Source organism: Desulfosporosinus lacus DSM 15449 (genome assembly GCF_900129935.1).
Taxonomy (GTDB): Bacteria; Bacillota; Desulfitobacteriia; order Desulfitobacteriales; family Desulfitobacteriaceae; genus Desulfosporosinus; species Desulfosporosinus lacus.
This window is the reverse complement of sequence record NZ_FQXJ01000005.1, coordinates 299,813-323,387: the sequence shown is the minus strand read 5'-3', so window position 1 is coordinate 323,387 and position 23,575 is coordinate 299,813. Positions and strand designations below refer to the sequence as shown.

The 23,575-nt window shown below is 40.3% G+C and carries 26 protein-coding genes; 20 read left to right on the top strand and 6 right to left on the bottom strand.

The annotated features are described in order from the left end of the window. Positions 1-45: 45 nt before the first annotated feature. From feoB to fadR, 3 genes are all read left to right on the top strand, one after another. Complete coding sequence (gene feoB, locus BUB11_RS08565) at positions 46-2,133, top strand: ferrous iron transport protein B (protein WP_073029341.1); 2,088 nt, start codon at positions 46-48, stop codon at positions 2,131-2,133. Between the two features lie 28 nt (positions 2,134-2,161). After that, positions 2,162-2,452, top strand: a complete 291-nt coding sequence (locus BUB11_RS08560; RefSeq protein WP_073029340.1) for a FeoC-like transcriptional regulator — start codon at positions 2,162-2,164, stop codon at positions 2,450-2,452. A gap of 85 nt (positions 2,453-2,537) precedes the next feature. Beyond that, entirely contained in the window at positions 2,538-3,122 is a 585-nt protein-coding gene (fadR, locus tag BUB11_RS08555) for a fatty acid metabolism transcriptional regulator FadR (protein WP_073029339.1), read from the top strand. 151 nt (positions 3,123-3,273) lie between these two features. Here fadR and BUB11_RS08550 read toward each other — a convergent pair whose 3' ends face one another. Then, the gene (locus BUB11_RS08550; protein WP_073029338.1) at positions 3,274-4,458 is read right to left on the bottom strand and encodes an MFS transporter; all 1,185 of its coding nucleotides are present in this window, start codon (positions 4,456-4,458) and stop codon (positions 3,274-3,276) included. Further along, on the bottom strand, positions 4,448-4,819 hold the full coding sequence (locus BUB11_RS08545; RefSeq protein WP_073029337.1) for a PadR family transcriptional regulator: 372 nt from the start codon (positions 4,817-4,819) through the stop codon (positions 4,448-4,450). Before BUB11_RS08545 ends, BUB11_RS08550 begins: the two co-directional genes overlap by 11 nt. 221 nt (positions 4,820-5,040) lie before the next feature. On the opposite strand from BUB11_RS08545, the gene BUB11_RS08540 reads away from it, so the two are divergent. The 6 genes from BUB11_RS08540 (at position 5,041) to BUB11_RS28015 (ending at position 7,962) form a co-directional block, all read left to right on the top strand. Beyond that, positions 5,041-5,757 carry a demethylmenaquinone methyltransferase gene (locus BUB11_RS08540; RefSeq protein ID WP_073029336.1) on the top strand — a complete coding sequence of 239 codons (717 nt, stop codon included), beginning with the start codon at positions 5,041-5,043 and terminating at the stop codon, positions 5,755-5,757. A 189-nt stretch (positions 5,758-5,946) separates the two neighbouring features. Further along, positions 5,947-6,369, top strand: a complete 423-nt coding sequence (locus tag BUB11_RS08535; protein ID WP_073029415.1) for a CBS domain-containing protein — start codon at positions 5,947-5,949, stop codon at positions 6,367-6,369. Positions 6,370-6,392: 23 nt separating this feature from the next. After that, positions 6,393-6,518: a hypothetical protein gene (locus BUB11_RS28735; RefSeq protein ID WP_282433990.1), complete on the top strand. Its 126-nt coding sequence runs from the start codon at positions 6,393-6,395 to the stop codon at positions 6,516-6,518. Positions 6,519-6,631: 113 nt separating this feature from the next. Next, on the top strand, positions 6,632-7,021 hold the full coding sequence (locus tag BUB11_RS08530) for a thioesterase family protein (RefSeq protein ID WP_073029335.1): 390 nt from the start codon (positions 6,632-6,634) through the stop codon (positions 7,019-7,021). 1 nt (position 7,022) lies between these two features. Next, positions 7,023-7,637 carry an IMPACT family protein gene (locus BUB11_RS08525; RefSeq protein ID WP_073029334.1) on the top strand — a complete coding sequence of 205 codons (615 nt, stop codon included), beginning with the start codon at positions 7,023-7,025 and terminating at the stop codon, positions 7,635-7,637. A gap of 178 nt (positions 7,638-7,815) precedes the next feature. Next, a complete protein-coding gene (locus BUB11_RS28015) occupies positions 7,816-7,962 on the top strand; it encodes a hypothetical protein (protein ID WP_207650033.1) in 147 nt (48 codons plus the stop codon). 97 nt (positions 7,963-8,059) lie between these two features. Here the strand turns inward: BUB11_RS28015 and BUB11_RS08520 are convergent, their stop codons facing one another. Then, positions 8,060-9,112 (bottom strand): sensor domain-containing diguanylate cyclase, encoded by a 1,053-nt coding sequence (locus BUB11_RS08520; protein WP_073029333.1) that lies wholly within the window; start codon positions 9,110-9,112, stop codon positions 8,060-8,062. Between the two features lie 413 nt (positions 9,113-9,525). Between BUB11_RS08520 and BUB11_RS27490 the strand changes: the two genes are divergently transcribed. The 3 genes from BUB11_RS27490 to BUB11_RS08505 are packed head-to-tail and all read left to right on the top strand — an operon-like array spanning position 9,526 to position 12,175. After that, the gene (locus tag BUB11_RS27490) at positions 9,526-10,218 is read left to right on the top strand and encodes a hypothetical protein (protein ID WP_084110214.1); all 693 of its coding nucleotides are present in this window, start codon (positions 9,526-9,528) and stop codon (positions 10,216-10,218) included. Between the two features lie 13 nt (positions 10,219-10,231). Further along, the gene (locus tag BUB11_RS08510) at positions 10,232-11,029 is read left to right on the top strand and encodes a PRC-barrel domain-containing protein (protein WP_073029332.1); all 798 of its coding nucleotides are present in this window, start codon (positions 10,232-10,234) and stop codon (positions 11,027-11,029) included. A 24-nt stretch (positions 11,030-11,053) separates the two neighbouring features. Next, positions 11,054-12,175, top strand: a complete 1,122-nt coding sequence (locus BUB11_RS08505; RefSeq protein WP_073029331.1) for a VanW family protein — start codon at positions 11,054-11,056, stop codon at positions 12,173-12,175. Between the two features lie 133 nt (positions 12,176-12,308). Here the strand turns inward: BUB11_RS08505 and BUB11_RS08500 are convergent, their stop codons facing one another. Further along, entirely contained in the window at positions 12,309-13,061 is a 753-nt protein-coding gene (locus tag BUB11_RS08500) for a TSUP family transporter (RefSeq protein ID WP_073029330.1), read from the bottom strand. Between the two features lie 159 nt (positions 13,062-13,220). Here BUB11_RS08500 and BUB11_RS08495 point away from each other — a divergent pair, with 159 nt between their 5' ends. From BUB11_RS08495 to BUB11_RS08470, 6 genes are read left to right on the top strand one after another with little or no spacing between them, the layout of a single operon-like run. Further along, positions 13,221-14,276 (top strand): HD-GYP domain-containing protein, encoded by a 1,056-nt coding sequence (locus BUB11_RS08495; RefSeq protein ID WP_073029329.1) that lies wholly within the window; start codon positions 13,221-13,223, stop codon positions 14,274-14,276. A 16-nt stretch (positions 14,277-14,292) separates the two neighbouring features. Next, on the top strand, positions 14,293-14,970 hold the full coding sequence (nth, locus tag BUB11_RS08490) for an endonuclease III (RefSeq protein ID WP_073029328.1): 678 nt from the start codon (positions 14,293-14,295) through the stop codon (positions 14,968-14,970). 5 nt (positions 14,971-14,975) lie between these two features. Continuing rightward, a complete protein-coding gene (locus BUB11_RS08485) occupies positions 14,976-15,734 on the top strand; it encodes a fumarylacetoacetate hydrolase family protein (protein ID WP_073029327.1) in 759 nt (252 codons plus the stop codon). A gap of 45 nt (positions 15,735-15,779) precedes the next feature. After that, positions 15,780-16,598 (top strand): menaquinone biosynthetic enzyme MqnA/MqnD family protein, encoded by an 819-nt coding sequence (locus BUB11_RS08480; protein ID WP_073029326.1) that lies wholly within the window; start codon positions 15,780-15,782, stop codon positions 16,596-16,598. A gap of 3 nt (positions 16,599-16,601) precedes the next feature. Then, the gene (locus tag BUB11_RS08475) at positions 16,602-16,943 is read left to right on the top strand and encodes a GIY-YIG nuclease family protein (protein ID WP_073029325.1); all 342 of its coding nucleotides are present in this window, start codon (positions 16,602-16,604) and stop codon (positions 16,941-16,943) included. 32 nt (positions 16,944-16,975) lie between these two features. Next, positions 16,976-17,161: a 4-oxalocrotonate tautomerase gene (locus BUB11_RS08470; RefSeq protein ID WP_073029324.1), complete on the top strand. Its 186-nt coding sequence runs from the start codon at positions 16,976-16,978 to the stop codon at positions 17,159-17,161. Positions 17,162-17,245: 84 nt separating this feature from the next. Here the strand turns inward: BUB11_RS08470 and BUB11_RS08465 are convergent, their stop codons facing one another. After that, entirely contained in the window at positions 17,246-18,634 is a 1,389-nt protein-coding gene (locus BUB11_RS08465; RefSeq protein WP_073029323.1) for a uridine kinase family protein, read from the bottom strand. Positions 18,635-18,838: 204 nt separating this feature from the next. Here BUB11_RS08465 and thrC point away from each other — a divergent pair, with 204 nt between their 5' ends. Then, a complete protein-coding gene (gene thrC / locus BUB11_RS08460; protein ID WP_073029322.1) occupies positions 18,839-20,320 on the top strand; it encodes a threonine synthase in 1,482 nt (493 codons plus the stop codon). Positions 20,321-20,368: 48 nt separating this feature from the next. On the opposite strand, the gene pheA is transcribed toward thrC, so the two are convergent. Then, on the bottom strand, positions 20,369-21,232 hold the full coding sequence (gene pheA, locus BUB11_RS08455) for a prephenate dehydratase (RefSeq protein WP_073029321.1): 864 nt from the start codon (positions 21,230-21,232) through the stop codon (positions 20,369-20,371). 540 nt (positions 21,233-21,772) lie between these two features. Here pheA and pepF point away from each other — a divergent pair. After that, the gene (gene pepF / locus BUB11_RS08445; RefSeq protein WP_073029319.1) at positions 21,773-23,575 is read left to right on the top strand and encodes an oligoendopeptidase F; all 1,803 of its coding nucleotides are present in this window, start codon (positions 21,773-21,775) and stop codon (positions 23,573-23,575) included.

The window sequence follows — 23,575 nt, the reverse complement described above, 5'->3', positions numbered from 1 at the left end:
GCTAGGACATAATTATGAGCTGCGAAGAGAGGAGGCGGTAGGGGCATGAAAATAGCTCTTATGGGCAATCCTAATGTTGGCAAGAGTACGGTCTTCAATGTCTTAACAGGATCAAATCAACAAGTTGGGAATTGGGCTGGAAAAACCGTAGAACGTAAGTCAGGAATTATCCATAGAGCCAATGAGGAAATAGAGCTCATTGATCTTCCTGGAACCTACAGTTTGACTGCATACTCTCAGGAAGAGATTGTCACACGAGAATATATTCTCCGCGAAAAACCAGATGTCGTGATGGCAATGGTGGACGCTTCAAATATTGAACGAAACCTTTATCTTGTCCTTCAGATCCTTGAACTTGCTCCCCGTGTTGTAATCGGCTTAAATATGATGGATTTAGCAAAAACCGCAGGAATAACAATTCATTCTAATAAATTAGCATTAGCTTTGAATGTCCCTGTAGTAGAAATCATAGCTGCTAAAGGACAAGGGATTGAAGAATTTCTAACTGAGGCTATTAGGGTAGGAAAACTTAAAAAAGATCCGATAGCGGATGATGTTCCTTATCCGGAGGAGCTTGAAAATAGAATTCAAGCAATGGAACGGTTATTATCAGATACCATTTGGGCTACAAAGTATCCCTTGCGATGGTTGGCTATTAAACGTTTAGAACAAGATCCGGAAATTGGACAGACTTGGAAGAGTATCCCGCAGACAAACCAAAGGAATAGGAGCACGGATCCGTGTTGCGACCCTGGGGATCCTGTAAAATATGAACTTCAAGAATCGGTAAGTTTGCCTGGAGAAGCTTTGCTCCAGGCTTATGAGGCAGAAGGGTGGAGCAAGGATCATTTCGAGATGGCAGTTGCAGATGCCAAGTACCAATATATCTCTAAAATACTCCCGGAATTTAGGGTGAATGAGAATCCTGTCAAACGCACTTGGACAGACAAATTAGATGAATGGATTCTTTCTCCCTTTTGGGGTTACCCTATTATGGTAATTATTTTATCGCTGGTTTTTTGGTTTTCTTTTGTTGCTAGTGCACCGTTAGGCGGTGCTGTATCTGAGGCAATGGCCTGGGCGGCAGATGTGATTGTTGTTATCATGCAGTGGGGTCAAATGCCGGAAGTTATTCAGAGCTTGGTACGAGATGGAATATTCGCAGGGGTAGGTGCCGTTTTGGCATTCGTGCCCCAAATTGCGATTTTCTTTGCTTTTTTCTCCTTAATGCAAGACAGTGGATATTTAGCGCGTGCAGCATTTCTTGGAGATCGGTTTATGCAACTAATGGGGTTACATGGAAAGTCCTTTTTCTCCTTGGTCTCTGGATTTGGCTGTAATGTTCCAGGGATTATGGCTACGCGAACTCTAGAAGATCCAAAAGATCGTTTAATTACAATGCTAATAAATCCATTGATTCCCTGTGTACCGCGCTTAGGGGTAATGAGTGCTGTTGTGGCTGCATTTTTCCCTGGATCTCGAGGGGCCTTCATTATGGTAAGTCTATTGTTATTAAGTATGCTTCTCGTAATGTTCTCCGCGCTCTTTTTAAGAAGAGTGGTTAGGCAAAAGGAACGCTCTGCCTTCGTCATGGAACTCCCCCTATATCATGTTCCCACTATGCGCAATGTTCTCTTGCCTACATGGCAAAAAACATATTCCTTCTTGAAAAGGGCGTGGACGTTCATTTTAGTAGCTTCGATTGTGGTTTGGGTCTTAAGCTCTTATCCACAAGGAGTCCCGATGAATGAAACGTGGGCAGGGAAAATGGGCGGTTGGTTAGCTTTTATCGGGCAGCCGTTAGGATTCGACTGGCGGATTATGGTTGCGATTGTCTTTGGATTTACTGCTAAAGAAACGACATTATCGACCTTAGGTATTTTATACGGTGTTGCTGCTGATGCGTCGCAGTCCATCGCACAGGCAATGACTGGGGCAATGACTCCTTTAGGGGCCTATACCTTTCTGGTAGTATATATGCTTTATATCCCTTGCTTGGCATCCGTTGTTACAACCTATAAGGAATCAAGAAGCTTGGGTTGGACAAGTTTTGGAGTTGCTTATAACCTAATCCTTAGTTTTATCATAGGCTGGCTTATTTTTCATGGAGGACAGCTTTTTGGCTTTCAATAAATGAAAAACCCTCTGGGGGTGAAGCGGATTGCTTACAGGCATTATGGAAGTGCTATCACGAAAAGAATCATTATCAATGACACAGCTTGCTACAGAGGTAGGCTATTCAGTTAGAGAGCTTGAAAGTGCTCTGGAGCAAATGGAACATATGGGATATGTGCGTCGTGAGATCTTAGGACAAGCTTGCAGTCCCGGTTGTGGAATAGATCAATGCAGCGGTCATTGTGAAGGCTGTGGTTTTCTTTCTACTGAGGCGTTTACTTTTTGGGTGCTCACAGAGAAGGGGCAAATAATTTTAAGTCAGTATCCCGGCAGATGATGTGAGAAGTTTCAAAATATGATATGATCTAAAGTATTAGGTCTATCTTTACTGTGATAGTGTGAAGAAGGGAGCTCGTGAACTAATGAGTAAGCCCCGTGAGGAAAAATATCAGGCAATTTTAGATGCAGCCACGGAGGCTTTTGCAGAATATGGCTATTTTACCTGCCAAGTATCCAAAATTGCTAAATTAGCTGGAGTTGCTGATGGAACCATTTATTTGTACTTCAAGAATAAAGAAGATATTTTGGTCAGTCTTTTTTCGGATCGAATGGGGAATTTTATTCAAGAAATTCGTCAGTCAATAGTCAAATGTCAGACAACTCAAGAACGATTATTCTGTATAATTCGAACTCACTTCAAATACATGGAGGAAAATCGTTCACTAGCTATAGTCACACAGATTGAGCTTAGACAATCAGACCCGAAAATTAGGGAGGCTATTTCTGGGCCTCTACGCGAATATTTCCATTTAATTGAGCAAGTTCTAACAGAAGGTGTGGAGAAACAAGAAATCATATTAGCTGACGTAAAAGTGGGTCGACAGATGTTCTTCGGTACATTAGATGCTGCAATCAGTGATTGGGTGAGTTCTAAAAAACCTCGTCCTTTGGAAGGTATAGAAGAATTAGTGTTTGAACTAATGCGGGGAGCCTTTAAAATCAAATAATGACTCAAGTTTACCTCATAAGTGTTATAAGAATTGTAAGGCCTTTCACTTCAATCAAAAAAGTGAAAGGCTCTTATTTTGAAGATCCCGTCCCAACATCAAGGAAACCTTCTTGGTTTTCTTCATTTGTTTAAGCTATACTGTATAATCGTCATCGTGCTGCTATTCGTTCTGCTTTTGCTGAAGGTCGGTTTTTCATAAATAAGGCGACAATTCCTGCAACAAGGGGAAGGAAGAATAAAACGGAAATTGCCGTTGCTAAACCGCAAAGATCTCCTATATGACCGATTATAATGACCAGCAGACCTCCGATTCCTCCGGCAAGGCCCATGGTTAATCCGGCAGCTAAAGACTTATTATTAGGAATGGCTTCTTGGGCTGCAACAACGGTCACAGAAAAGCTGGATAATAGAGAAGCCCCAGCAAGGGCTAAGAAAACAATACTCAAAATACCTTGCGTGTGTGAAAAGCCATAAAAAAGAGGAGTAGCTAGGACCAGCGAACTGACAATTAAGAGTTTACGGCCATAACGATCTGAAATATATCCACCTAAAATTCCGCCAATTGCTCCAGAAAACAGCATAATGAAAACTAAATGACTAGAGGCAATTGAAGAAAGATTTTGTGCTTGAAAATATAAGGGAAGGATGGTTAACAATCCAGTGTATGCTAATGCACGAATCGCAATAACACTGGTAATAGCTAAGAGTTCTTTTCGTGCGGTTTGTAAAGAATGTAATACTTCGGATAAAGTAGGGGCGTTTCCGCCAAGGACATTATTCTTGGGAGCAAAGAAAAAGAGTAACAAGGCAACGAATATTCCAGGGATAACCGTATAAACAGTAGCGCTAAGACCATAGGTTTGAAACAAGGGAACCAGTAAAAGTGGGCTGAGAGCAAAGCCAATATTTCCAAAAGCTATAAAAGTAGATAAGAGAACTGCTTTTCGGTCACCGCTGACAACAGTAATCATTGTTGAAGCTTGGGGATGGAAGGCAGCAGTTCCAAGACCTGCCAGGGTGGCTAGGAGAACAAGAAGGAGATAGTTTGAGACAAGACCGGTTAAACTGAGCATAATCGCCATCCATAGGGTGCCCACATGGACAAGCCAACGCTTCCCCTGCCGGTCAAGGAAGTAACCAAAGATTGGCTGTATGAACGAAGAGCTAATAGTAAACGCTGATACTAAAATGGCTGCTCTAGTGGTACTGAGAGCCGTTGCTGCAACCAGAAACGGAAGCATTTGAGGCAGATAGTTACTGTACATATCATTAAGCATGTGAGCCAAAGATAATATTCCGATCGTTGAATACTCAATAGGTTGCTTAGGTTTCATTTTGGGAGCTCCCTTCGGTCTTGCTATTTTTAATAAGAGCGTAGTGGGTAAGAAAAAATTCGAAATTAGCATGACGTTGGACAATATCCTCAGCATAATCATGAAGTGCAGTTCTTCCGCGGGAAGTGATGGTGTACCATTTTCGAGGAGGACTCTTCTCTGAGGTCTGCCAAGTTGATTTTACCCATTGTTTTTCTTCCATGTCCTGAAGGGCGCGGTAAACGCTGGGACTGTCCGTTAAGCAATACGGTATTTCTGTCTGCAAGCTAGAGAGAATCTGTGCCCCATAGGCGGATGAGGATTCCTCTAGAAAGAGGAGAATAAATGCGCTAGTGTGACGACTTTGTTTTGAACGATTCAAGACTATGCCCCCTCATACTGTTTATTACAGCATACTGTTTGTTACAGTATAATTGCTTTCAGGAATACGGTCAAACTAAAACAGTATATTGATCATGAATATTGAAATGTAATACGTTGAACATAAATAAACTAGTCTCTAGACAAATAGTTAATGTAGGGGTAGTATTTAAGGAAATGTCAATACTATTTTAAACAAAATCAACAGATAGGGAGATTACGATGGATTTTGCAGGGAAAGATAAGGCCACTTATGTGAAAGAGACGTTCAATTCTATAGCAGGGCGTTATGACTTAATGAATAGCTTAATGAGCTTAGGAATGGATAAAAGATGGCGGCGTCTTGCGGTTCAAAAGGTCGGGGCAAAGCCTGGTATGCATATACTTGATGTTTGCTGTGGGACAGGACAACTTTCAATGGAAATTGGAAATGTTGTTGGGCCTGAAGGGAATGTTACAGGATTGGATTTTTCGCAAAAGATGCTGGAAGTAGCAGAAAAATCCTTGCGCCAAGTATCTAATCCGGCTCATATCCGATTTATTCAAGGGAATGCAATGGAGCTTCCTTTTCCAGATAATTCGTTTGACGGTGCAACTGTGGGCTGGGGATTAAGAAATTTACCGGATTTGAGACAGGGATTGCGAGAAATGGCGAGAACGGTTAAGCCGGGCGGGAAAGTTGTATCTCTTGATATGGCAAAACCATCACTGCTGGGTTTTAAACAAGCATATTGGTTATATTTCGATAAGCTCGTTCCCTTAATGGGCAAGGTTTGGGCAAGAAAAGCCAGTGCCTATCAATATCTTCACGACTCAGCCCGAGAGTTCCCGGCTCAAGAAGAATTAGCACGTATCTTCACAGAGTGCGGTTTGAAAGATGTAAGCTTCAATAATTTAGCCGGTGGTGTTGTCGCCATAGTTTCAGGGAAAAAACCATGAGCTGGTCTAATCCAGTTTCAATCCTTTTGCTAATTAAAAAACCGTTGCTAAACGGTTTTTTATTATTATCTTACTGATTTTTTGCCCACAAAGAGGAGCTGTGTATCTTAATTTCTCTGCATGATTCTTTGCAAAGATGTCCATACTATCGTTGTTAAATATGAAAATTGTGAAAAGGAAGGGATAAGTATGAAAGTTCGTGACGTTATGACTAGCCAAGTTGAGTCGGTTACTCCGAGTTCTTCAATTGTAGACATAGCACGGTTGATGAGGAGCAGTAATGTAGGGTCAATTCCTGTTTGTGAAGGGAATAAAGTATTAGGTATCATTACCGATCGAGATATTGTCCTTAAGGTTATAGCAGATGGTAAAAACATTCAAAGCACATCTGCGAAAGATATTATGAATTCTGAGGTTATCACAGTAACTTCTGACCAAGATGTTCATGAAGCCGCACGTATAATGGCTGAATATCAAATCAGGAGATTACCGGTCACTGAGCAAGGTAAGATAATTGGGATAGTTGCATTAGGTGACTTAGCAACTGAGAAAATTCATGTGAATGAAGCTGGTGATGCCCTTAGTGGTATTTCACAAGGTGCTCATCATTAAAAAATAACTAGCAGGTGAAAAAAATGAGCGATTTACGAGATCGAATTGACTTAGGGACTTGGGGAGCGTTTCGTACAGGATGGTGGGTACTTCACATTGTAGGGATAATTGTTGTTGGGTACATCGGCTATTGGATCGCTAGGATGTAGAATAGAGCCATAAAACAGTTAATAGCGTTGTGAAAAATTCACGACGCTATTAGTTGTTTTATGATAAAATAATGACAATACCTACAACATTACGGGAATAGGATGTGTTCACAATGGATTTAAATGTCGGAAGAAAAGGTCAGGCTCAGACAACGGTAACTGCTTCAAATACTGCTAAGGCAATGGGAAGTGGACAACTTGAAGTCTTCGCGACGCCAGCAATGGTGGCACTAATGGAACAAGCTGCTGTAAATTCTTTAGCATTGCCTGTTGGACAATCCAGTGTGGGGACTTCCTTGACTATTAAACATAGTGCGGCAACACCCTTGGGCGCTAACGTCTTTGCAACGGCTGAACTTGTTGAAATAGACCGTCGGCGACTGGTTTTTTCAGTTGAAGTTTGTGATGAAGCGGGTCAAATTGGTCTTGGAATGCATGAACGTTTTATAATCGATATTGAACCTTTTCTTGCTAAAACACAAACTCGCAAACAGGGGATGTAACGTGGAAGGATTTAACACATTATCTGAGCGGAAAACATGGGAACAGATAATTGATAAATCTCGCTTTATTGGTATTGCAGTTCCGCTGACAACTGCGGAGCAAATTGATAAAGCTATGCAGAATATTCGCGAAGAGTATCCAAATGCACGTCACTATGTCTATGCATATCGACTGCATGACGGGTTTATTGAGAAATCTTCAGACGATGGTGAACCTCAAGGGACAGGTGGCCGGCCAATACTGGATATTCTGCAACATCGAAATATTTGGAACGTATTATTGGTTGTAGTAAGGTATTTTGGAGGAGTATTACTGGGGACCGGCGGGCTGTCTAGAGCTTATGGAGGAACTGCCCGGCAACTAATTAATGAGACAGAACTAAAGGAATTGGGACTCTATCAAATATTTGTTTTAAGTGTGCCTTATGAATGGTTTGAAATGCTTAAGTATCAATTTGACCAACATAATTGGATAATTGAAAAGGAAGACTTTAGAGAAGTGATTGAAATGCTTGTTCATGTTCATGGACAAGAAGCTGAGGTATTTCAAAAATGGGTTGATGATTTTACTAGAAGACAAGTTCGTTGTGAGGGTCAAGGCACCATCTGGAGATAACTAAAAACATATAAAATTTAAATAATTCAGAAGAGTAGAACTTTAAGAAAGTGAACACAATCACTTTCTTTTATTATCCATATATGATAATATGATGATGAGGATCAGAACAATTAATGGCATGATTAAATATGATAGTGAAAAGAAGAGCAAAATTCTGAGTGAAGGGGGCGTTTTTATGTTAGCTTTCATTCCTATACTAATCATCGGTGGATTTCTGGGAGGATGCGCAGTTGTTATCGCTGCTTCATGCGTTCAGCTTGTTAAAGTAACTGTTAATTTACCGAAAAATGATGGCAGAATGCCTAGAGCGATTGAAGCTTAATAAATGGTAATACTAGTTAAATGTAATCACCAAAAAACACCCCTCGATTGAAGGGGTGTTTTTTGATTTTTGTTCAGGCATTAAAAAGACGAATTATTCACCTAAAGATACTTTGATTTCGGCCCGTAGTTTTTGCTTCATACAGGGCATGATCTGCTCGCATTATTACGGAAGCAGGAGTATCAGTGGAACGCCAAAGTGTGACACCAATACTTACAGTAACAGAAACATTCATACCGGTTATCTGATTGTAAACTTGGGTTTTCTCCACGACTTCTCGAATTTTCTCGCTGATAAATAATACGATTTTTTGTGTTGCCTCTGGAATAAGAATGGCAAATTCTTCTCCTCCATAACGGGCAATGAGATCTTCTTCTCTTAAATTGTTTCTAAGTTCTCTCACGATAATTTGTAATACAGTATCTCCAAATTGATGTCCGAAGCGGTCGTTAAATTGTTTGAAGTTGTCAACATCAATCATGAGTAAGCCAAAAGTAACCGATCGTTTATGACGTTGACAGAGTGAAATATATTCATGCAAGCGTTTTTGAAAGTATCGATGATTATATACGCCAGTTAATCCGTCAGTAATTGATTCTCGTTCTACAATGGCATAAAGAAGAGCATTCTCCAAGGCAGAAGTGGCATGACCAGCAACCGTTTCTAAAAATTGCATTTGTTCTGGAGTTATTTCCGCCTGTCGAATTGCGTGAATATTTATAGTGCCTGTTTTGTGCTGGGCATTCTGAAGGGGTAAGCAACATATCCATTCCCAATCCTGTGTTCTATTTCCTGGGGAGCAATAATAAGTAACACCTTCAGATAATACTCGAGCGAGAAAAGACAAATCGAGATTTGGTGGCATTTGAGGGTATATTGTACGTGAGTCAAAGACTCCAATAACTTCAAAATCTTGCGTTTTCTCATTGTAAAGGCATACACTTGCTTGATCAATGCTAATAAGTGAAGCAATGGCACTGATAATATTGGCAGCAATCACTCTTGGATCTAGCGACGCATTAAGTGTACGTGCAATATCTAAAAGAACATTAGTCTGTAGACGTATTTCTTCTAGTTGACTTTCTAAGGTTTGTATTCTTTCCAATAATATAGAAGTATTTTCTGGGTCGTTTCTCCGATCGCTAGACATAGATATGCCCCCTAAACCGAAATCTAAGCATGTATGATGTGCAGACATGTTGTATATGGCTACAATGTTTATATTATTCTCTCTAAATTTGAATAATCCTTTGATAATATATTTTTTTCCAAAAAGAAACTTTAGTAAAGAATGCAATTCGAAAGACTAATAAGAAGGAGAAACAAGACTTCTGTCGAATTTTTATAAATACTGTTTAATATAAGGGGGGGGCCCATGTTCTGACATATCAAATTGCCGTTGTTTTAATAAGTGTTCCATTTGTTGCGTTTTTGATTTGGCAAGCGAGGGTATTTGGTATATCCCGAATGAGAGCATTCGCAATTTCTGTTTTATTGTGTTGTGCTGTATTATGGTTTCCTTCAGCGCTTCGGTCAGGTTGGATAACTTGGTGGATATTGTCTGTGCTGATTTTGATTATTCCGGGTACAATATGGTCGAAAATACAATTATATAGAAATACAAGAAACAACAAAGAATTACAGGATGTACATGAGGTTATCTCCGTTAATTCAGAGATAGAGATCAAGATCATGGATGAAAAAGAGGCTGTAGAAGAAGAAACGATCACGGATGAAAAAGAGGCTGTAGAAGAAGAAACGATCACGGATGAAAAAGAGGCTGTAGAAGAGGAAACGATCACGGTTGAAAAAGAGGCTGTAGAAGAAGAAACAATCACGGATGAAAAAGAGGCTGTAGAAGAGGAAACGATCACAGATGAAAAAGAGCCTGAAGAAGAAATGATCATAATTGAAGAAGAACTGGCTGTCGAGGAAGAGAGCATTTGTGATTCTGAAAACGCGCTTTCGATCGATGAACTTATTGATTTAGGTTTTAAAGAGAAAAGCTTAGAGAACTTTCAACAGGCAGCCTTTTATTTTTTTCGTGCATTAGCTCTTAATCCGATGCCAGATTTGGCCTTGTGTTTAATCATGGATTGTTATTGGTTGCTGAACAATCTAGGGGAACGTGATTATGCGATAACGGAGTTAAAGATACATGTTAAAACTAATATATCACGATTTAATCCAGAGCTTCAGCACCGCTTTGACACATGGATGATCAAAGAAAATCTTAACAAATATTTTAATGATTAGGGGGCTTTAGCCTATGAAGAAGACAAAAGTAATAATTGGCTTGCGTGTTATTAGTATTTCGGACGGGACACAAATTGGGGTTGTGAAGGATTTGGTTCTTAACCCACAGAGCAAATCCCTAGATTTTATAATTATTGACCAACCCTCGGATTATTTTGGGGCGAAGGTCGTTTCCTTCACTGATATCTTAGGCATTGGAGAATTTGCAATTACTGTCCCACATCAGGAAGTAATACAAGATGTTGCTCAAAATACAGAGATTCAGAATTTGTTAAAGCAAGATATCCGAGTAATAGGAACAAAAGTGTTAACGAAAAAGGGACAACTTATTGGAGAAGTCAAAGAAATAATTATTGATGAAGAAACCGGCTATATAGCTTCTTGTCTTTTTGAATCAGAGGGACAGATGCAAAAGATTGATGCTGAAAAAATTATTACTTTAGGTAAGGAATTACTGATTATTGAAGGGGAATCGATTCCCCAAGACGCTGTCAATTCCAAATTCAACGATGAATCAATATCTCAAATAGAGAATCCTGATCTGTTACAGAATATTGCGGAAAATGAAGATGGCATTGGTACCGAAGATTTTATTGAGAAAGTGGATGCAGTTGAAGAGCTTGAAGCAAATTTTAACCTGTTTGAACAACGCCAACTCCAATATTTCATCGGCAAAAAAGTTGAGAAGGATATTGTTTTAGACAATGGGGATATTTTGCGTGCTGGAGAATACATTACGCCTGAAATGGTGACATACATTAAAACTAGAAGCACGTTGATGGAAGTTACCTCTCATTTGCAGAAAAACTAAGAAAGATTAATGGATGTAGCTACTATGAAAAAAACAAGGTTGCTTATCTTAGCTTTATTGCTACAACTATGTGTTACACTGGGGTTTGGAGCTGTTGTTTCGTATGGCAATACTCGTGACCGGGCGCCATCAGGGTTAATGATATGGGACAAGGATATTTCTGGATTAAGTAGAGACCAAGTATCTGATCTAATAAGAGAAAAACTCCCGAATACTGTTACGTATGAGGATCAATTTTATCCTTTGAAGTGGGAACGCACTTATACAGAGATTGAACATTGGTTAGATCAAGTTTATCCTGCTACAACGGGCTCTTGGGTTGGAGATGTTTTTCAAAATCTGGCGCGACCCTTGATCGTTTCATCCGATAGCATTAGATTAGATCAAGCAGAAATTTTTACACAGTTGCAAGACTTTAGCAGGTTGATTAATCAACCTGCCCAGGTAGCAACAATTGAGTTTGATGCTGGTCAATTGAAAAAGACAGACGGACTATCGGGAAGAGACCTTGATATTGAAGCGACCTGGTTAAAGATTTTCCAAGAACAGGAACAAAAAAATGTTGAGGCTATTGTGAATGTTATTCCGGCTAAGCCCAGCACAGCTGATATCTTTGAAATTGGGGATAAGTTAGGAGATTACACGACCTATTTTAATCCTCAGGATGGGCAACGAACTAATAATGTGCGTTTAGCCGCTATGGCGTTGGATAATCGATTAATTCCGCCTGGAGAAGTATTTTCATTCAATGAGGTTGTAGGAGAACGTACGGTAGCTACTGGTTATTCCCCTGCCATTGTCTTTGTAAATCAGTCGATGGTCAAAGACATTGGAGGAGGCATTTGCCAAGACTCCAGTACGCTATATCAAGCTGTACTCCAAGCTAATCTGTCTATTGAAGAGAGGCACACACATTCTTTGCCGGTTTCCTATGTTATGAGAGGGCAAGATGCTACAGTATCCTACGGAATTCTTGATTTTTGCTTTCGAAATAATACACAAGGTTATTTATTAATAAGTGCACGAACCGGTCCGAACTGGTTAAGAATACGATTGTTTGGATTGGCTGATGAAAAACACCCAGAGCTTCAAAATCCGCAAGGTTATCCGAGGGGTCCGGAATCGTGGGATAAAGACCCAAAATAGAAATTATTTATATTGTTATATGTAGAGAATTGACTCCCGCTAGGAGCTATGCAGCCCTAGCGGGAGTCAATTGTTACAGTAGACTAAACGACAACAGTTTATAAGCAGTCGCTTCGGTTCCTGCGATGGTAACTTATAAATACTGAAAAATTAGTTTTGCAGCTACTAATAGAGACATTATCACAAATAGAGGCTTCACTATTTCAACACCACGATGAATGGCAAGCTTTGTACCTACATATGAGCCTAAAATCATAAATATGGCCATAGGGATTCCATAAGAAAGGAGAATCTTCCCATTCCAAGCAAAGAGGAGAAGAGAAGCGATATTGCTTGTGAAATTTAAAACTTTGGAATTTGCAGATGCAACGACGAAATCGAATCCAAACAATGCGATGAATGAAAAAATTAGGAAGGATCCGGTTCCGGGACCAAAAAAACCATCGTAAAATCCGAAGATCAGCGCAAATAGACAGCCTGCAACTATCCTTGAAGAACTTAGTTCCTTGAATTTATTCTCGATCCCTAAGTTTTTGTGGAACAAAGTGTATATTCCAACAAATAAAATTAAGAATAGGACAGCTTTATTCAAAAAGTCGGAACTGACACTGAGAACCGTCCAAGCACCTAGAAATGCACCGATTAATGTAAAAGGAATCTGCCACTTGACGAGTGGAAAGTGAACTTTCCCAGAGCGAGCGAAGGTTATAGAACTGTTTAAGGAAGCCAGGGAAGCTGCAAATTTATTAGTTCCAAGTGCTAGATGGGGGGGGACACCCACCATTAGTAATGCTGGTAAACTTATAAGACCTCCTCCTCCAGCAATTGCATCGACCATTGCCGCAACAAAACCAAGAGTGCATATTATGAATAGATCAAGAAACATTATTATACCTCACTTTAGACATCGCTTTTATAGTATACTACCAACCGCTATTCCCGTCATCAACTTCTATATAATATGGACTGTGAAAATAGCGAAAAATGGTGTAGGATTATATAATGGTTAAATAATATGCTTCGACAGGAAGGAGCAAACCTCTATATGCGGCAAGTAAGTGTTAATTCGTTAACAATGGGGGATGTCTTGGGTAAAACCATTTTCTCCAGCTCAGGCAGAATTCTTTTAGGTAAAGGCGTTAAACTCACTCCATTATATATTGCCAAATTAAGAGATATGGGGATTTCTATCCTTTACATTGAGGATGATCGTTTTGATGATGTGATTGTAGAAGATGTTATTAGTGAAGAACACCGTCGTGAGGCCATGGAGATTTTAGAGAAAGGTACAAGGTCTGTTCGACTGGGAAAAGCGCTCGATGGTTTTGATTTGAAAAGAATTATCAATAAAATTGTCGAGGAGATTCTATTCAAAAAGGATATACTAGTTAACATGATGGAAATGCGCAGTTTGGACAACCAAATGTTTGCTCATTCAGTAAATGTTTGTGTACTTTCGACTATTTTAGGGAAGGCCCTGTTACTTGACCGTGAAAAACTTGAGACTTTGGCTATCGGTGCAATCCTGCATGATATTGGAAAGGTACAAGTGGATCCCAAGTTAATTGCCAAAGTTGACTTAACAGCGGAAGAAGTTGAGATACTTAAAACACATACAACACTGGGCTTTGAGTATCTTAGGAAAAGAAAAGATCTAAATTTAGTCATTGCCCACATTGCTTTTCAACATCATGAACATATGAATGGGACAGGCTATCCACGACAATTGAAAGAAGGCGAAATTCATCCTTTAGCGCAGATGGTAGCGATTACGGATCTTTATGACAAGTTGACTTCTGACCACAGCAATGTGAAACGTATAATGCCCCATGAGGCTTGTGAAATTCTAATGGGTCTGGCTGGTATGCTCTATCCCTTAGAAATGGTCAGGGTATTTCTAAGAAATATTGCTGCGTATCCGACAGGGGTTACGGTGAAATTAAATACTGGTGAGATTGGGGTTGTGGTTGATCAGAATTTGAGCATGCCAGCCAGGCCGATCGTACGAGTTTTTGACGAATCAGACTTTGGGTCAAATGTCGTGAAAGAGTACAACATGGTAGAGAAACGAACTATCTTTATTCAGGAAGTTTTAAGCTAGTTAGCGGAGGTAACACATGACAAAGATTAGTTCTGATGGGCAAGTATCACAGTATATTTTTGATGCTTTACAAGAACGATTTCCTGATGCTCACTGTGAGTTAGCGTTTCACACGCCCTTTGAACTATTGATAGCCACAATCTTATCCGCTCAATGTACTGACGAAAGAGTGAACCTTGTGACTGCTTCTCTATTTGTAGAGGCAAATACTCCTGAAGCAATCATAAACTTGGGGCAACCCGCACTTGAAAATAAAATTCGTTCTTTGGGACTCTTTCATAACAAGGCTAAGAACATTCTAGCTGCTTGCAAGGTGCTCGTTGAGAATTTCGAGGGAGAGGTTCCTGCTGATCTTGAGTTATTGAGAGCTCTTCCGGGTGTAGGGCGAAAAACTGCCAATGTAGTGGTTAGCAATGCCTTTGGAATTCCGGCAATCGCGGTTGATACCCACGTTTTTCGAGTTGCGAATCGCTTAGGGATAGCTCACGAGAAGACCCCAGAGAAGGTTGAAGAAGAGCTCATGCTTACTTTTCCACGGGAAAGATGGTCTTTAGTTCATCATCTTTTGATCTTTCACGGAAGGCGAATCTGCAGTGCTCGAAAACCGCGTTGTGAAGAATGTCCTCTTACTAAAGTCTGTAAAACGTATCCGCAATTTGGTCAAGTAATTTTGCCAGAAAAAAGAGAGGGTTGATCACAATGAAATACGTCCGATTTTTAAACAGTGAAAAAGAAATTCAATTTGGAAAAGTTGAAGGAGAGCAGATTCGAGTTCTCGATGGACCCTTTCTTGATCCCTCAAGTAAACCAACCGATATTATATTATCCTTGAATGAGGTTACTTTGCTTGCTCCTGTGGATCCCAATAAAGTAATATGTGTAGGGCTTAATTATGCTTTGCATGCCAAAGAGTTAGAACATTCGTTGCCTGCCGATCCTGTTATTTTTATTAAGCCTCAATCTAGCGTTATCGGCCCAAATGATGAGATCATCTGCCCCAAAATAAGCCAACGTGTTGATTATGAAGCAGAATTGGCTGTCGTTATCGGAAAAACTGTCAAGGACGTCAGTGAAAGCGAAGCGGTAGAGGCTATTTTTGGTTATACTTGTGCAAATGACGTAACAGCAAGAGATTTGCAAAAAAAGGATGCTCAATGGACTCGTGCAAAATCATTTGACACGTTTTGTCCAATCGGCCCTTGGGTTGTAACAGATATTGATCCGAGTCACTTAGACATTCAATCAATACTCAATGGTGAAATTAAACAGTCTTCGAATACCCAGAATTTCATAACTTCAGTGCCAAAACTAGTGAGCTTTATGTCTCAGGTCATGACGCTTAATCCTGGGGATGTAGTACTTACGGGTACTCCTGAAGGAATTGGAGCTATACAATCAGGGGATGAAGTTATCGTCAGAATTGAAATGATTGGGGAACTACGCAATACCGTAAAATAATTCATTGAATAACACTTATTACTTGCATAACATGGGGGTACAAGCATGATTCGCATCGGACATAACCCTAACACTAATATGTTGCCTATGTTCTTTTTTTTGCAAAAGGACCATCCTTTATTAGAAGCGGTTACCGCTGAGCCCACGGGACATAATGCAATGTTGGCTGATGGACGGATTGATATGGCACCGATAAGCGCGTTTTCCTATGGAGAACATTGGAAAGAGTATGCGATTTTGCCCAATCTGTCGGTTTCTACGAAAGGGCGAGTAGGATCAATTCTGATATTTTCGAAAGTGCCTTTAAAGGACTTGCACGGGTTGACCGTCGCTTTGACAGACACATCTGCAACCTCAGTTAATCTTACTAAGATTTTGCTCCACCATTTCAATGAAGTAGTTCCTAACTATTTGACCATGTCCGCTAATCTTCAAGAAATGTTTGCTAAAGCTGATGCAGCGCTCCTAATTGGGGATGCAGCTATTCAAGCAGCGCTTCTTCATCCGGATTGTTATATCTATGATTTAGGTGAGGAGTGGCTTAAATATACTGGTTGTTCCATGACATATGCGGTTTGGGCATTCCCCAAAAAACTCTTAACAGAGAGGAAGCAAGAAATACAGGCCATTTATCAGTTGCTCTTGGAGGCTAAAGCTAAGGCACTGTGCCATATAGAGAATATCATTGAGACATGCCAAGCCATGCTTGGAGGAACGCAGGATTTTTGGAGAGATTACTTTACACAGTTTAACTATGGTTTAGATCACTCGTTTGTCTTAGGGCTAAATAAATATTTAGATTTATGTTTTGAGCAGAATTTGTTGTCAAGTCGTCCAGTCCTTGAGTTTTGGCCTAAGGAGTAAATCATGGGATATTGGGTTTACCTTGCAAGATGCGGTGACAATACAATCTATACAGGTGCGACAACAGATCTTATGCGGAGGGTGAAAGAACATAACAGTGGTACTGCAAGAGGCAAAGGAGCAAAGTACACCGCCTCCCATCTTCCAGTTACTTTGGCACAAGCTTGGGAGGTTGAAACATGGAGTGAAGCCTTGCGCTTGGAATATGCCATAAAACGATGCCTCCGTATAGAAAAGGATCAATTAATAAAGCAACCTGAACTTATTTACCACCTTGCGGAACGACGTGGGCTTAAATTTTCGATTTTAGAGGTTTCTCAAGAATTGGTAGATCAGGCGAATTGATAGCAGTTAATACAATATTGGGAGGGAATTTCATGCCAATTGTACAAATCGAATTACTAGAAGGTCGTACACTCGAACAAAAAAGATCACTCGTAGAGAAAGTCACTCAGGCAATTATAGAATCAACGGGGGCTGCGCCAGAAACTGTCTCGATAATTATTCGGGATATGCCGAAGGAAAATTACGCTAAAGCCGGCAAGCTTGCTAGCGACAAATAGGTTAATTAGTTAGTTATAGCGTAAAAAGCAAGGTGCGAAGAGTATTCTCCTCTTCGCACTTTGCCTTTATGTGATTAGATGGGGCTATACATTGTAGGCACTTCCTCCTAAAAACTCTCTTAAAATAGAGTTGAAAGGAACGGTAGAAATATCTAATGAATCAAAAAAGGATAAAAGGGTTAATAGGTGAACGGCCATCTCATAATGAGGGCATTCTGGAGTTATAGAGATCAGTAAATGTTCTGCATAGGGTCGTAAAGCATTGAGTTCGTATAGCAGGCTAGAGTTAAACATGACATCTGCTTCTTCCTGATAAGGAAAGATATTGTTGTTTTCTCCTCGACGAACACTTTCCCATTGGGCTAATGTTCGAGCAGGATCACTCCCGCGGAATTTATAATCTCTTACAAGACGGCGTATGAGTCGAACCTCTGTAGTAGGAACTCGAGTATAAGCATCGATATTAAGCTGGAAAAGGGCACTAACATATATCTTAAACATTTGAGTACGATCAAGTGAAGGCAGTAAAGATGGGTTAAGTGCATGAATTCCCTCTATAACAAGAATTTCATCGGGCCCCAGACGCATAGTTCTTCCGGCGGGACATCGCCCGCCGCATACAAAATCAAAGAGCGGAGTTTCAACTTCAGATCCCCCAATCAGCGCATTTAAATGGGCAGCAAGAAGGGGTAAATCAAGGGCTTCCAGGCACTCGAAATCGTACTGTCCATTGCAATCCAAGGGGGTTTTTTCTCGAGGTAAAAAGTAATTATCAAGAGATAATGCAACTGGGCGAAGACCGTTAACGCGTAATTGAGTTGACAAGCGTTGGGCAAACGTTGTTTTTCCGGAAGATGTAGGTCCGGATATAAGGATAACACGGACTTTGGAACGTTTCTTAAAGATACGATCAGCAATTGAGGAGATCATCTTTTCATGTAAGGCCTCAGCCAAATAGATCAGGTCCTGAGAAGATTTGGCTGAAATAATTGCATTGACATCTTGAACGTTAGAAAGGTGTAAGTTCTCCAGCCAACGCTGGGTTTCGGAGAATGTTGCAGAAAGTTTTTCCGGTGGAACAAAGGGAGAGAGCGAATCTGGATGATTGGCATTAGGAAAAAGCAGAATAAACCCAGGTAAAAAATGGATCAATTTAAAGTGCTTTAAAGTCCCAGACCGCTCTAATGGAGGATAGATCGTAGTGATCATTTGCTCTTCTATTTGGCAATGAAATAAATGATCATTACCAGTCTCATAGTGAATAGTTTGATCTGTTTTCACCCAAGTCTTCAAGTGGTCCTCAATTTTCTGAATTTCCCTTGAAGAGAGTACTGAATTTTTGAGTTCACAATATACACCATCGAGGATAGAGTGAGAAATTATAAGTTGTTCGCCCGGGAAAAGCTCTTTAATGACTCCTATAAGTCCAATAATTAGAGTTTGCCGATATTTGCGGATTGAGTAATCAGACATTCCCAATCTCCTTTCGTTTTTTAGCTATATTTTACAATGGTATTCAATAATAGAATATAGGTTTCCTTTAAAACTCTGATCTAATTTCAGAACTTAATAATGCATTTAAGCTTTTAAGAAGGAGATTTATTATTATAAGGCGAATATACAGCGAATAGATTGTAAATAATTAATCAAGTTAAATAGGTCTAGGAGGGAAACGTATTGTACGAAAGCACACGGGGTAATCTTTATGGACAAACAGCAGCGCAAGCTATAACATTAGGAATGGTACCAGGTGGGGGACTTTTTGTCCCTTCAACTTTTCCCGACTTGAATTGGAAAGACCTTCAGGGGTTAACATATCGTGATGTCGCCAAACGTGTCATGATGCCATATTTAGCGGACTTCGCTGAGGAGTCTCTTTCCGAAATAGTCAACGTATATTCAGATAGCAGATTCGATGGAGAAGACCCAGCACCTTTGGTATCCTTAGGGAAATTCGGAGTGTTGGAACTTTGGCATGGACCTACGGCTGCTTTTAAAGACATGGCCTTGCAAGTGTTGCCCGACTTAATGAAGGTTAGCCTTGAACAGTTTAACAGGGAAGAAGATGTATTGATTCTTGTAGCAACCTCCGGTGATACTGGAAAGGCCGCCTTAGAAGGGTTTAAAAACAGAAAAGGGATGCATATTGTTGTCTTTTACCCAGATGGTGGTGTGAGTCCTGTTCAAGAGCGTCAAATGACAACAACAGAGGGATCAAATACTCATGTTGTGGCTGTAGTGGGTGGAAACTTTGATCAGTGTCAAACAGCTGTAAAGCACATTTTTGCTTCGGATTCTTTAAAGGCAAAACTTCAAGGGAAAAATTTGATCTTTTCCTCTGCTAATTCAATTAACTGGGGTCGGCTTCTGCCTCAAATCGTATATTATTACTGGGCTTATTTACAAGCAGTAAGCCAGGGAAAAATCACCCCAGAGGGTAAGATGAATGTGGTAGTCCCTACTGGAAATTTCGGAAACTTACAGGCTGCGTACTACGCTAAGCTCATGGGTCTTCCGATTAATCGGATAATATGTGCTTCAAATACTAATAATGTCTTGGCAGATTTTTTTGCAACTGGAGTTTATCAGAGTCAACGTGCCTTTTTTCAAACGATCTCACCCTCAATGGATATTTTAGTCTCAAGTAATTTTGAGCGGTTTCTATATGAAATGAGTGGGCGAAATTCAGAGAAGATTCAATCATGGTATGACGCAAGTAATCAGGGGACGTTTACAGTTGATCCAACTACCCTGAAAGCATGTCAAGATACAGTTTATGCCGGATGGGCGAATGAAGAGGAAACACTTGAGACAATAGCAAGAAGTTATAAAACCTATCAATATGTTTTTGATCCACACACTGCAGTTGCTATGAAAGTGTACGAGGATTATCTTTCCGCAACAAACGATCAAACATTCACGGTTATTGCTTCAACGGCAAGCCCTTTTAAATTTTCCTCAAATGTCATTAGAGCGTTAGATGGAGATCAAGAGGCGAGTTGTAAGGATGAATGGGAAGCTCTTGAGCGTTTAAATCTATTGACAGGATGGAAAATCCCTTTGGGTTTGCAGGGATTAGACAGTAAAACAGAGAAAAAAGCTGCATTATGTGTACCAGAAGGGATTGCTGAGCTAATTGAAAAAATGTTCATAGATTAGTCTAGCTGGACTATGTAAAGATTAAGGAGTGAGGATTATCCTCACTCCTTAAAATATTCTCTCGTGCGGGTGTGCTTTTGGGTAAGAACCAAGAAGTTTAACGGAAATATGTTCTTCCTTAAGTGCCCAAAGTACATCTTGAATGGGGGGAGCAAAGACATAACCGTCTACATCAACAAAGAAAACATACTCTCCCAGTTTTCGTTTTGAGGGCCGGGATTCAATACGGCTTAGATTGATATGGCGTTTGGCAAATTCGCCTAAAATACGATATAGGGCGCCGGGAGTATTTTCTGCAATAACCAAAAGAGAGGTTTTATCTTCGCCGTCGGACATTTCTGCAAGGCTATGACCAACCAATACAAAACGTGTTGCATTTAATGTAGCGTCTTGAATGCATTCACGTACAAGGTGAAGGTTATATAGTTGTGCAGCTCGGCGCGGACCTATAGCCGCCCAGTTTTCCCGAATCGAAGAAATTCTATGGGTCGCCTCAGCTGTGCTCAGGCAAGTGATTTGTTGTGCATTAGGGAGATGATTCTCGAGGAAATCCCGGCATTGCCCAATCGCCTGTTCGTGAGAATAAACCCGCTCGATTTGTTCCAGAGGCATAGGTTCGTGTGCTAAAAGGCATTGGTCAATGGAATGGATAAACTCATTGGTGATAAAAAGGTGCTCAGTTTGACCTAGTGTATCCATAGTTACTCCAACTTGCCCTTCGGTAGAATTCTCTAAAGGAACAAAAGCCAAGTCAATTTCCTTATCATTACAGGCGAAAAGCAATCGCGGGATTGTAGGGAATGCGATAAGCTCAGGCAGAGAATCATTTAATTCAGGCTGAGAGGCTATAAATAAATGAATCGCCTCCTCAGAAAAGCTGCCTTTAGGTCCTAAATAGCCAATTTTTTTCATGTCCTATCTGTCTCCTCTCTAAATTAAAAAACTTGGCAAGCATAAAACTGCTGGCCAAGGAAGGCCGAGCGTCCCTGGAGCCATAGTCGGCGGGAAAGGCCTTCTCGGAATGTATAAAAAAATCCGTCCCATCCCGTTTAGGAACGAGTCGGAATTTTACGGCCCGCCTTCAAGGCGTTAAGAAATTTCTGTGTCGATTATGTAAATACTTGATGAATATTGAATATATTTCTACTATCATAATACAGATAGAGATTAACGGCAAGTTTATAGTCGAAAGAGAAGAATCACACACTTGCATAGGTTGCAGTGATCGAGTAAAATATATCTTGGAAGGTTGGGGAACCTTCCAAGGGGATAGTGGACAAGGTGAAGCAGGCAGTGGTACGTACGCTGTCTGTTTCGCTATGTTTATAGGTATCTTGGTTATAATCTTTATAGGAGTACACCTATTACTTATAAAGTTTGTAAGAAATAGTAATTTACAAGCAGGATGTATATAATAAAAGATAGGTAATTATTACGGGGGGGTAAATATTCGTGGATCAGCAAAAACTAAAGACTAGAGCAGAAATTCCAGAAGCTAATAAGTGGCATTTGGAAGACGTTTTTTCCGATAATAATCAGTGGGAGGCAGAGTATTCTCATGTCGAAAAACTATTGGAAGAAGGAAAGAAATTTGAAGGGCATTTAGCCGATAATGCGGATATGTTAATCTCGTGTTTTGAGTGGATGGATGATTTAAGTCTTCGTATAGAAGAAGTATATGCATACGCGCGTATGAGGCGTGATGAGGACAATAGAATTGCTAACTATCAGGCTTTAACAGATCGAGCGGGTGCTCTCGCCGTTAAGGTAAGCAGTGCGGCATCTTTCGTAGTTCCTGAATTGTTGGCCATGCCAGAAGGGAAACTGAAAGAATTCCGCGCAACGTCCACAAAAATGGAACTTTATAATCATGCGCTGGATGATATTCTTCGCAAGAAAGAACATATTCTTAGTTCGGCTGAAGAAAGATTATTAGCTGAAGTTGGTGAATTGGCAGAGGCCCCGGGGGCTATCTTTTCTATGGCTAATAATGCGGACCTTAAATTTCCGAATATTATGGATGAATCTGGCCAAGAGATCGAATTAACAAAAGGTAATTTTATTCAGTTTATGGAAAGTCAAAAGCAGGAAGTGCGCAAGGCTGCTTTCAAGACGCTCTATGGTACGTATGAGAAGCAAAGAAATACCTGGGCAGCTACCTTGAACTCCAGCATAAAGTCAGACGTCTTTTTTGCTAAAGCCAGACACTACCCCTCAGCCCTTCAAGCTTCTTTAGATGATGACCTCGTTCCTTTAAATGTTTATGATTCCTTGATTAATACAGTTCATGAGTTTTTGCCTCATATGCACAGATATATTCAATTGCGCAAAAAAGCCTTGAAGCTTAGTGAATTACATATGTATGATATTTATGTCCCCATCGTCCCAGAAACGAACATGAAGATAACCTATGAAGAAGCAAAAAATATGGTCATTGAAGGATTAAGGCCTTTAGGGGAAGAGTATATCAGTATTCTTGAAGAAGGATTTTCAAAGAGTTGGATTGATGTTTATGAAAATGAAGGGAAAACGAGTGGAGCATATTCTTGGGGTACATATCGTGCGCATCCATATGTGTTACTAAATCATCAAGATACACTTGATTCTATGTTTACCCTTGCTCATGAGATGGGACATTCATTACATACTTATTTATCTAATCGGAAACAACCTCATCTTTACGCTGGATATAAAATCTTTGTCGCTGAGGTTGCATCGACGTTGAATGAATCATTAATTATGGAACATCTCTTGAAAAAAACAACAGACCCTAAAATTCTGGCATATTTAGTGAACCATTATCTGGAGCAATTCCGAGGTACTATCTTCAGACAAACTATGTTTGCGGAATTTGAAAAAAAAGTTCACTTAGTTGTTGAGCAAGGCGGTGCCTTAACCGCGGATAATCTCTCTGAAATGTATCGTGATTTAAATTCAGTCTATTATGGAAAGGATGTCGTCCTTGATCCGGAAATTGCCTTAGAATGGGCACGTATACCTCATTTTTATAACGCTTTTTATGTATATAAATATGCAACAGGTTTCTCGGCGGCAATTGCCTTTGCACGGGCGATATTGGAGGAGGGTCAACCGGCCGTGACTCGGTATTTAGAGTTCTTAAGCGGTGGAAGTTCGGATTATCCAATCGAATTACTGCGAAAAGCGGGCGTGGATATGGAGACCCCTGCACCTGTAGGGAATGCTCTTCAGGTTTTTGCGGAACTTGTAGATCAATTGGAGAAACTCCTAAAGTAA

What these genes read in the sequence shown, in the direction of transcription:
- feoB (WP_073029341.1), top strand. Translation starts at nt 46, where the DNA reads ATGAAAATAGCTCTTATGGGCAATCCTAATGTTGGCAAGAGTACGGTC.
- fadR (WP_073029339.1), top strand. Translation starts at nt 2,538, where the DNA reads ATGAGTAAGCCCCGTGAGGAAAAATATCAGGCAATTTTAGATGCAGCC.
- BUB11_RS08550 (WP_073029338.1), bottom strand. Translation starts at nt 4,458, where the DNA reads ATGAAACCTAAGCAACCTATTGAGTATTCAACGATCGGAATATTATCT.
- BUB11_RS08540 (WP_073029336.1), top strand. Translation starts at nt 5,041, where the DNA reads ATGGATTTTGCAGGGAAAGATAAGGCCACTTATGTGAAAGAGACGTTC.
- BUB11_RS08535 (WP_073029415.1), top strand. Translation starts at nt 5,947, where the DNA reads ATGAAAGTTCGTGACGTTATGACTAGCCAAGTTGAGTCGGTTACTCCG.
- BUB11_RS28735 (WP_282433990.1), top strand. Translation starts at nt 6,393, where the DNA reads ATGAGCGATTTACGAGATCGAATTGACTTAGGGACTTGGGGAGCGTTT.
- BUB11_RS08530 (WP_073029335.1), top strand. Translation starts at nt 6,632, where the DNA reads ATGGATTTAAATGTCGGAAGAAAAGGTCAGGCTCAGACAACGGTAACT.
- BUB11_RS28015 (WP_207650033.1), top strand. Translation starts at nt 7,816, where the DNA reads ATGTTAGCTTTCATTCCTATACTAATCATCGGTGGATTTCTGGGAGGA.
- BUB11_RS08520 (WP_073029333.1), bottom strand. Translation starts at nt 9,112, where the DNA reads ATGTCTAGCGATCGGAGAAACGACCCAGAAAATACTTCTATATTATTG.
- BUB11_RS08510 (WP_073029332.1), top strand. Translation starts at nt 10,232, where the DNA reads ATGAAGAAGACAAAAGTAATAATTGGCTTGCGTGTTATTAGTATTTCG.
- BUB11_RS08505 (WP_073029331.1), top strand. Translation starts at nt 11,054, where the DNA reads ATGAAAAAAACAAGGTTGCTTATCTTAGCTTTATTGCTACAACTATGT.
- BUB11_RS08500 (WP_073029330.1), bottom strand. Translation starts at nt 13,061, where the DNA reads ATGTTTCTTGATCTATTCATAATATGCACTCTTGGTTTTGTTGCGGCA.
- BUB11_RS08495 (WP_073029329.1), top strand. Translation starts at nt 13,221, where the DNA reads ATGCGGCAAGTAAGTGTTAATTCGTTAACAATGGGGGATGTCTTGGGT.
- nth (WP_073029328.1), top strand. Translation starts at nt 14,293, where the DNA reads ATGACAAAGATTAGTTCTGATGGGCAAGTATCACAGTATATTTTTGAT.
- BUB11_RS08485 (WP_073029327.1), top strand. Translation starts at nt 14,976, where the DNA reads ATGAAATACGTCCGATTTTTAAACAGTGAAAAAGAAATTCAATTTGGA.
- BUB11_RS08480 (WP_073029326.1), top strand. Translation starts at nt 15,780, where the DNA reads ATGATTCGCATCGGACATAACCCTAACACTAATATGTTGCCTATGTTC.
- BUB11_RS08475 (WP_073029325.1), top strand. Translation starts at nt 16,602, where the DNA reads ATGGGATATTGGGTTTACCTTGCAAGATGCGGTGACAATACAATCTAT.
- BUB11_RS08470 (WP_073029324.1), top strand. Translation starts at nt 16,976, where the DNA reads ATGCCAATTGTACAAATCGAATTACTAGAAGGTCGTACACTCGAACAA.
- BUB11_RS08465 (WP_073029323.1), bottom strand. Translation starts at nt 18,634, where the DNA reads ATGTCTGATTACTCAATCCGCAAATATCGGCAAACTCTAATTATTGGA.
- pheA (WP_073029321.1), bottom strand. Translation starts at nt 21,232, where the DNA reads ATGAAAAAAATTGGCTATTTAGGACCTAAAGGCAGCTTTTCTGAGGAG.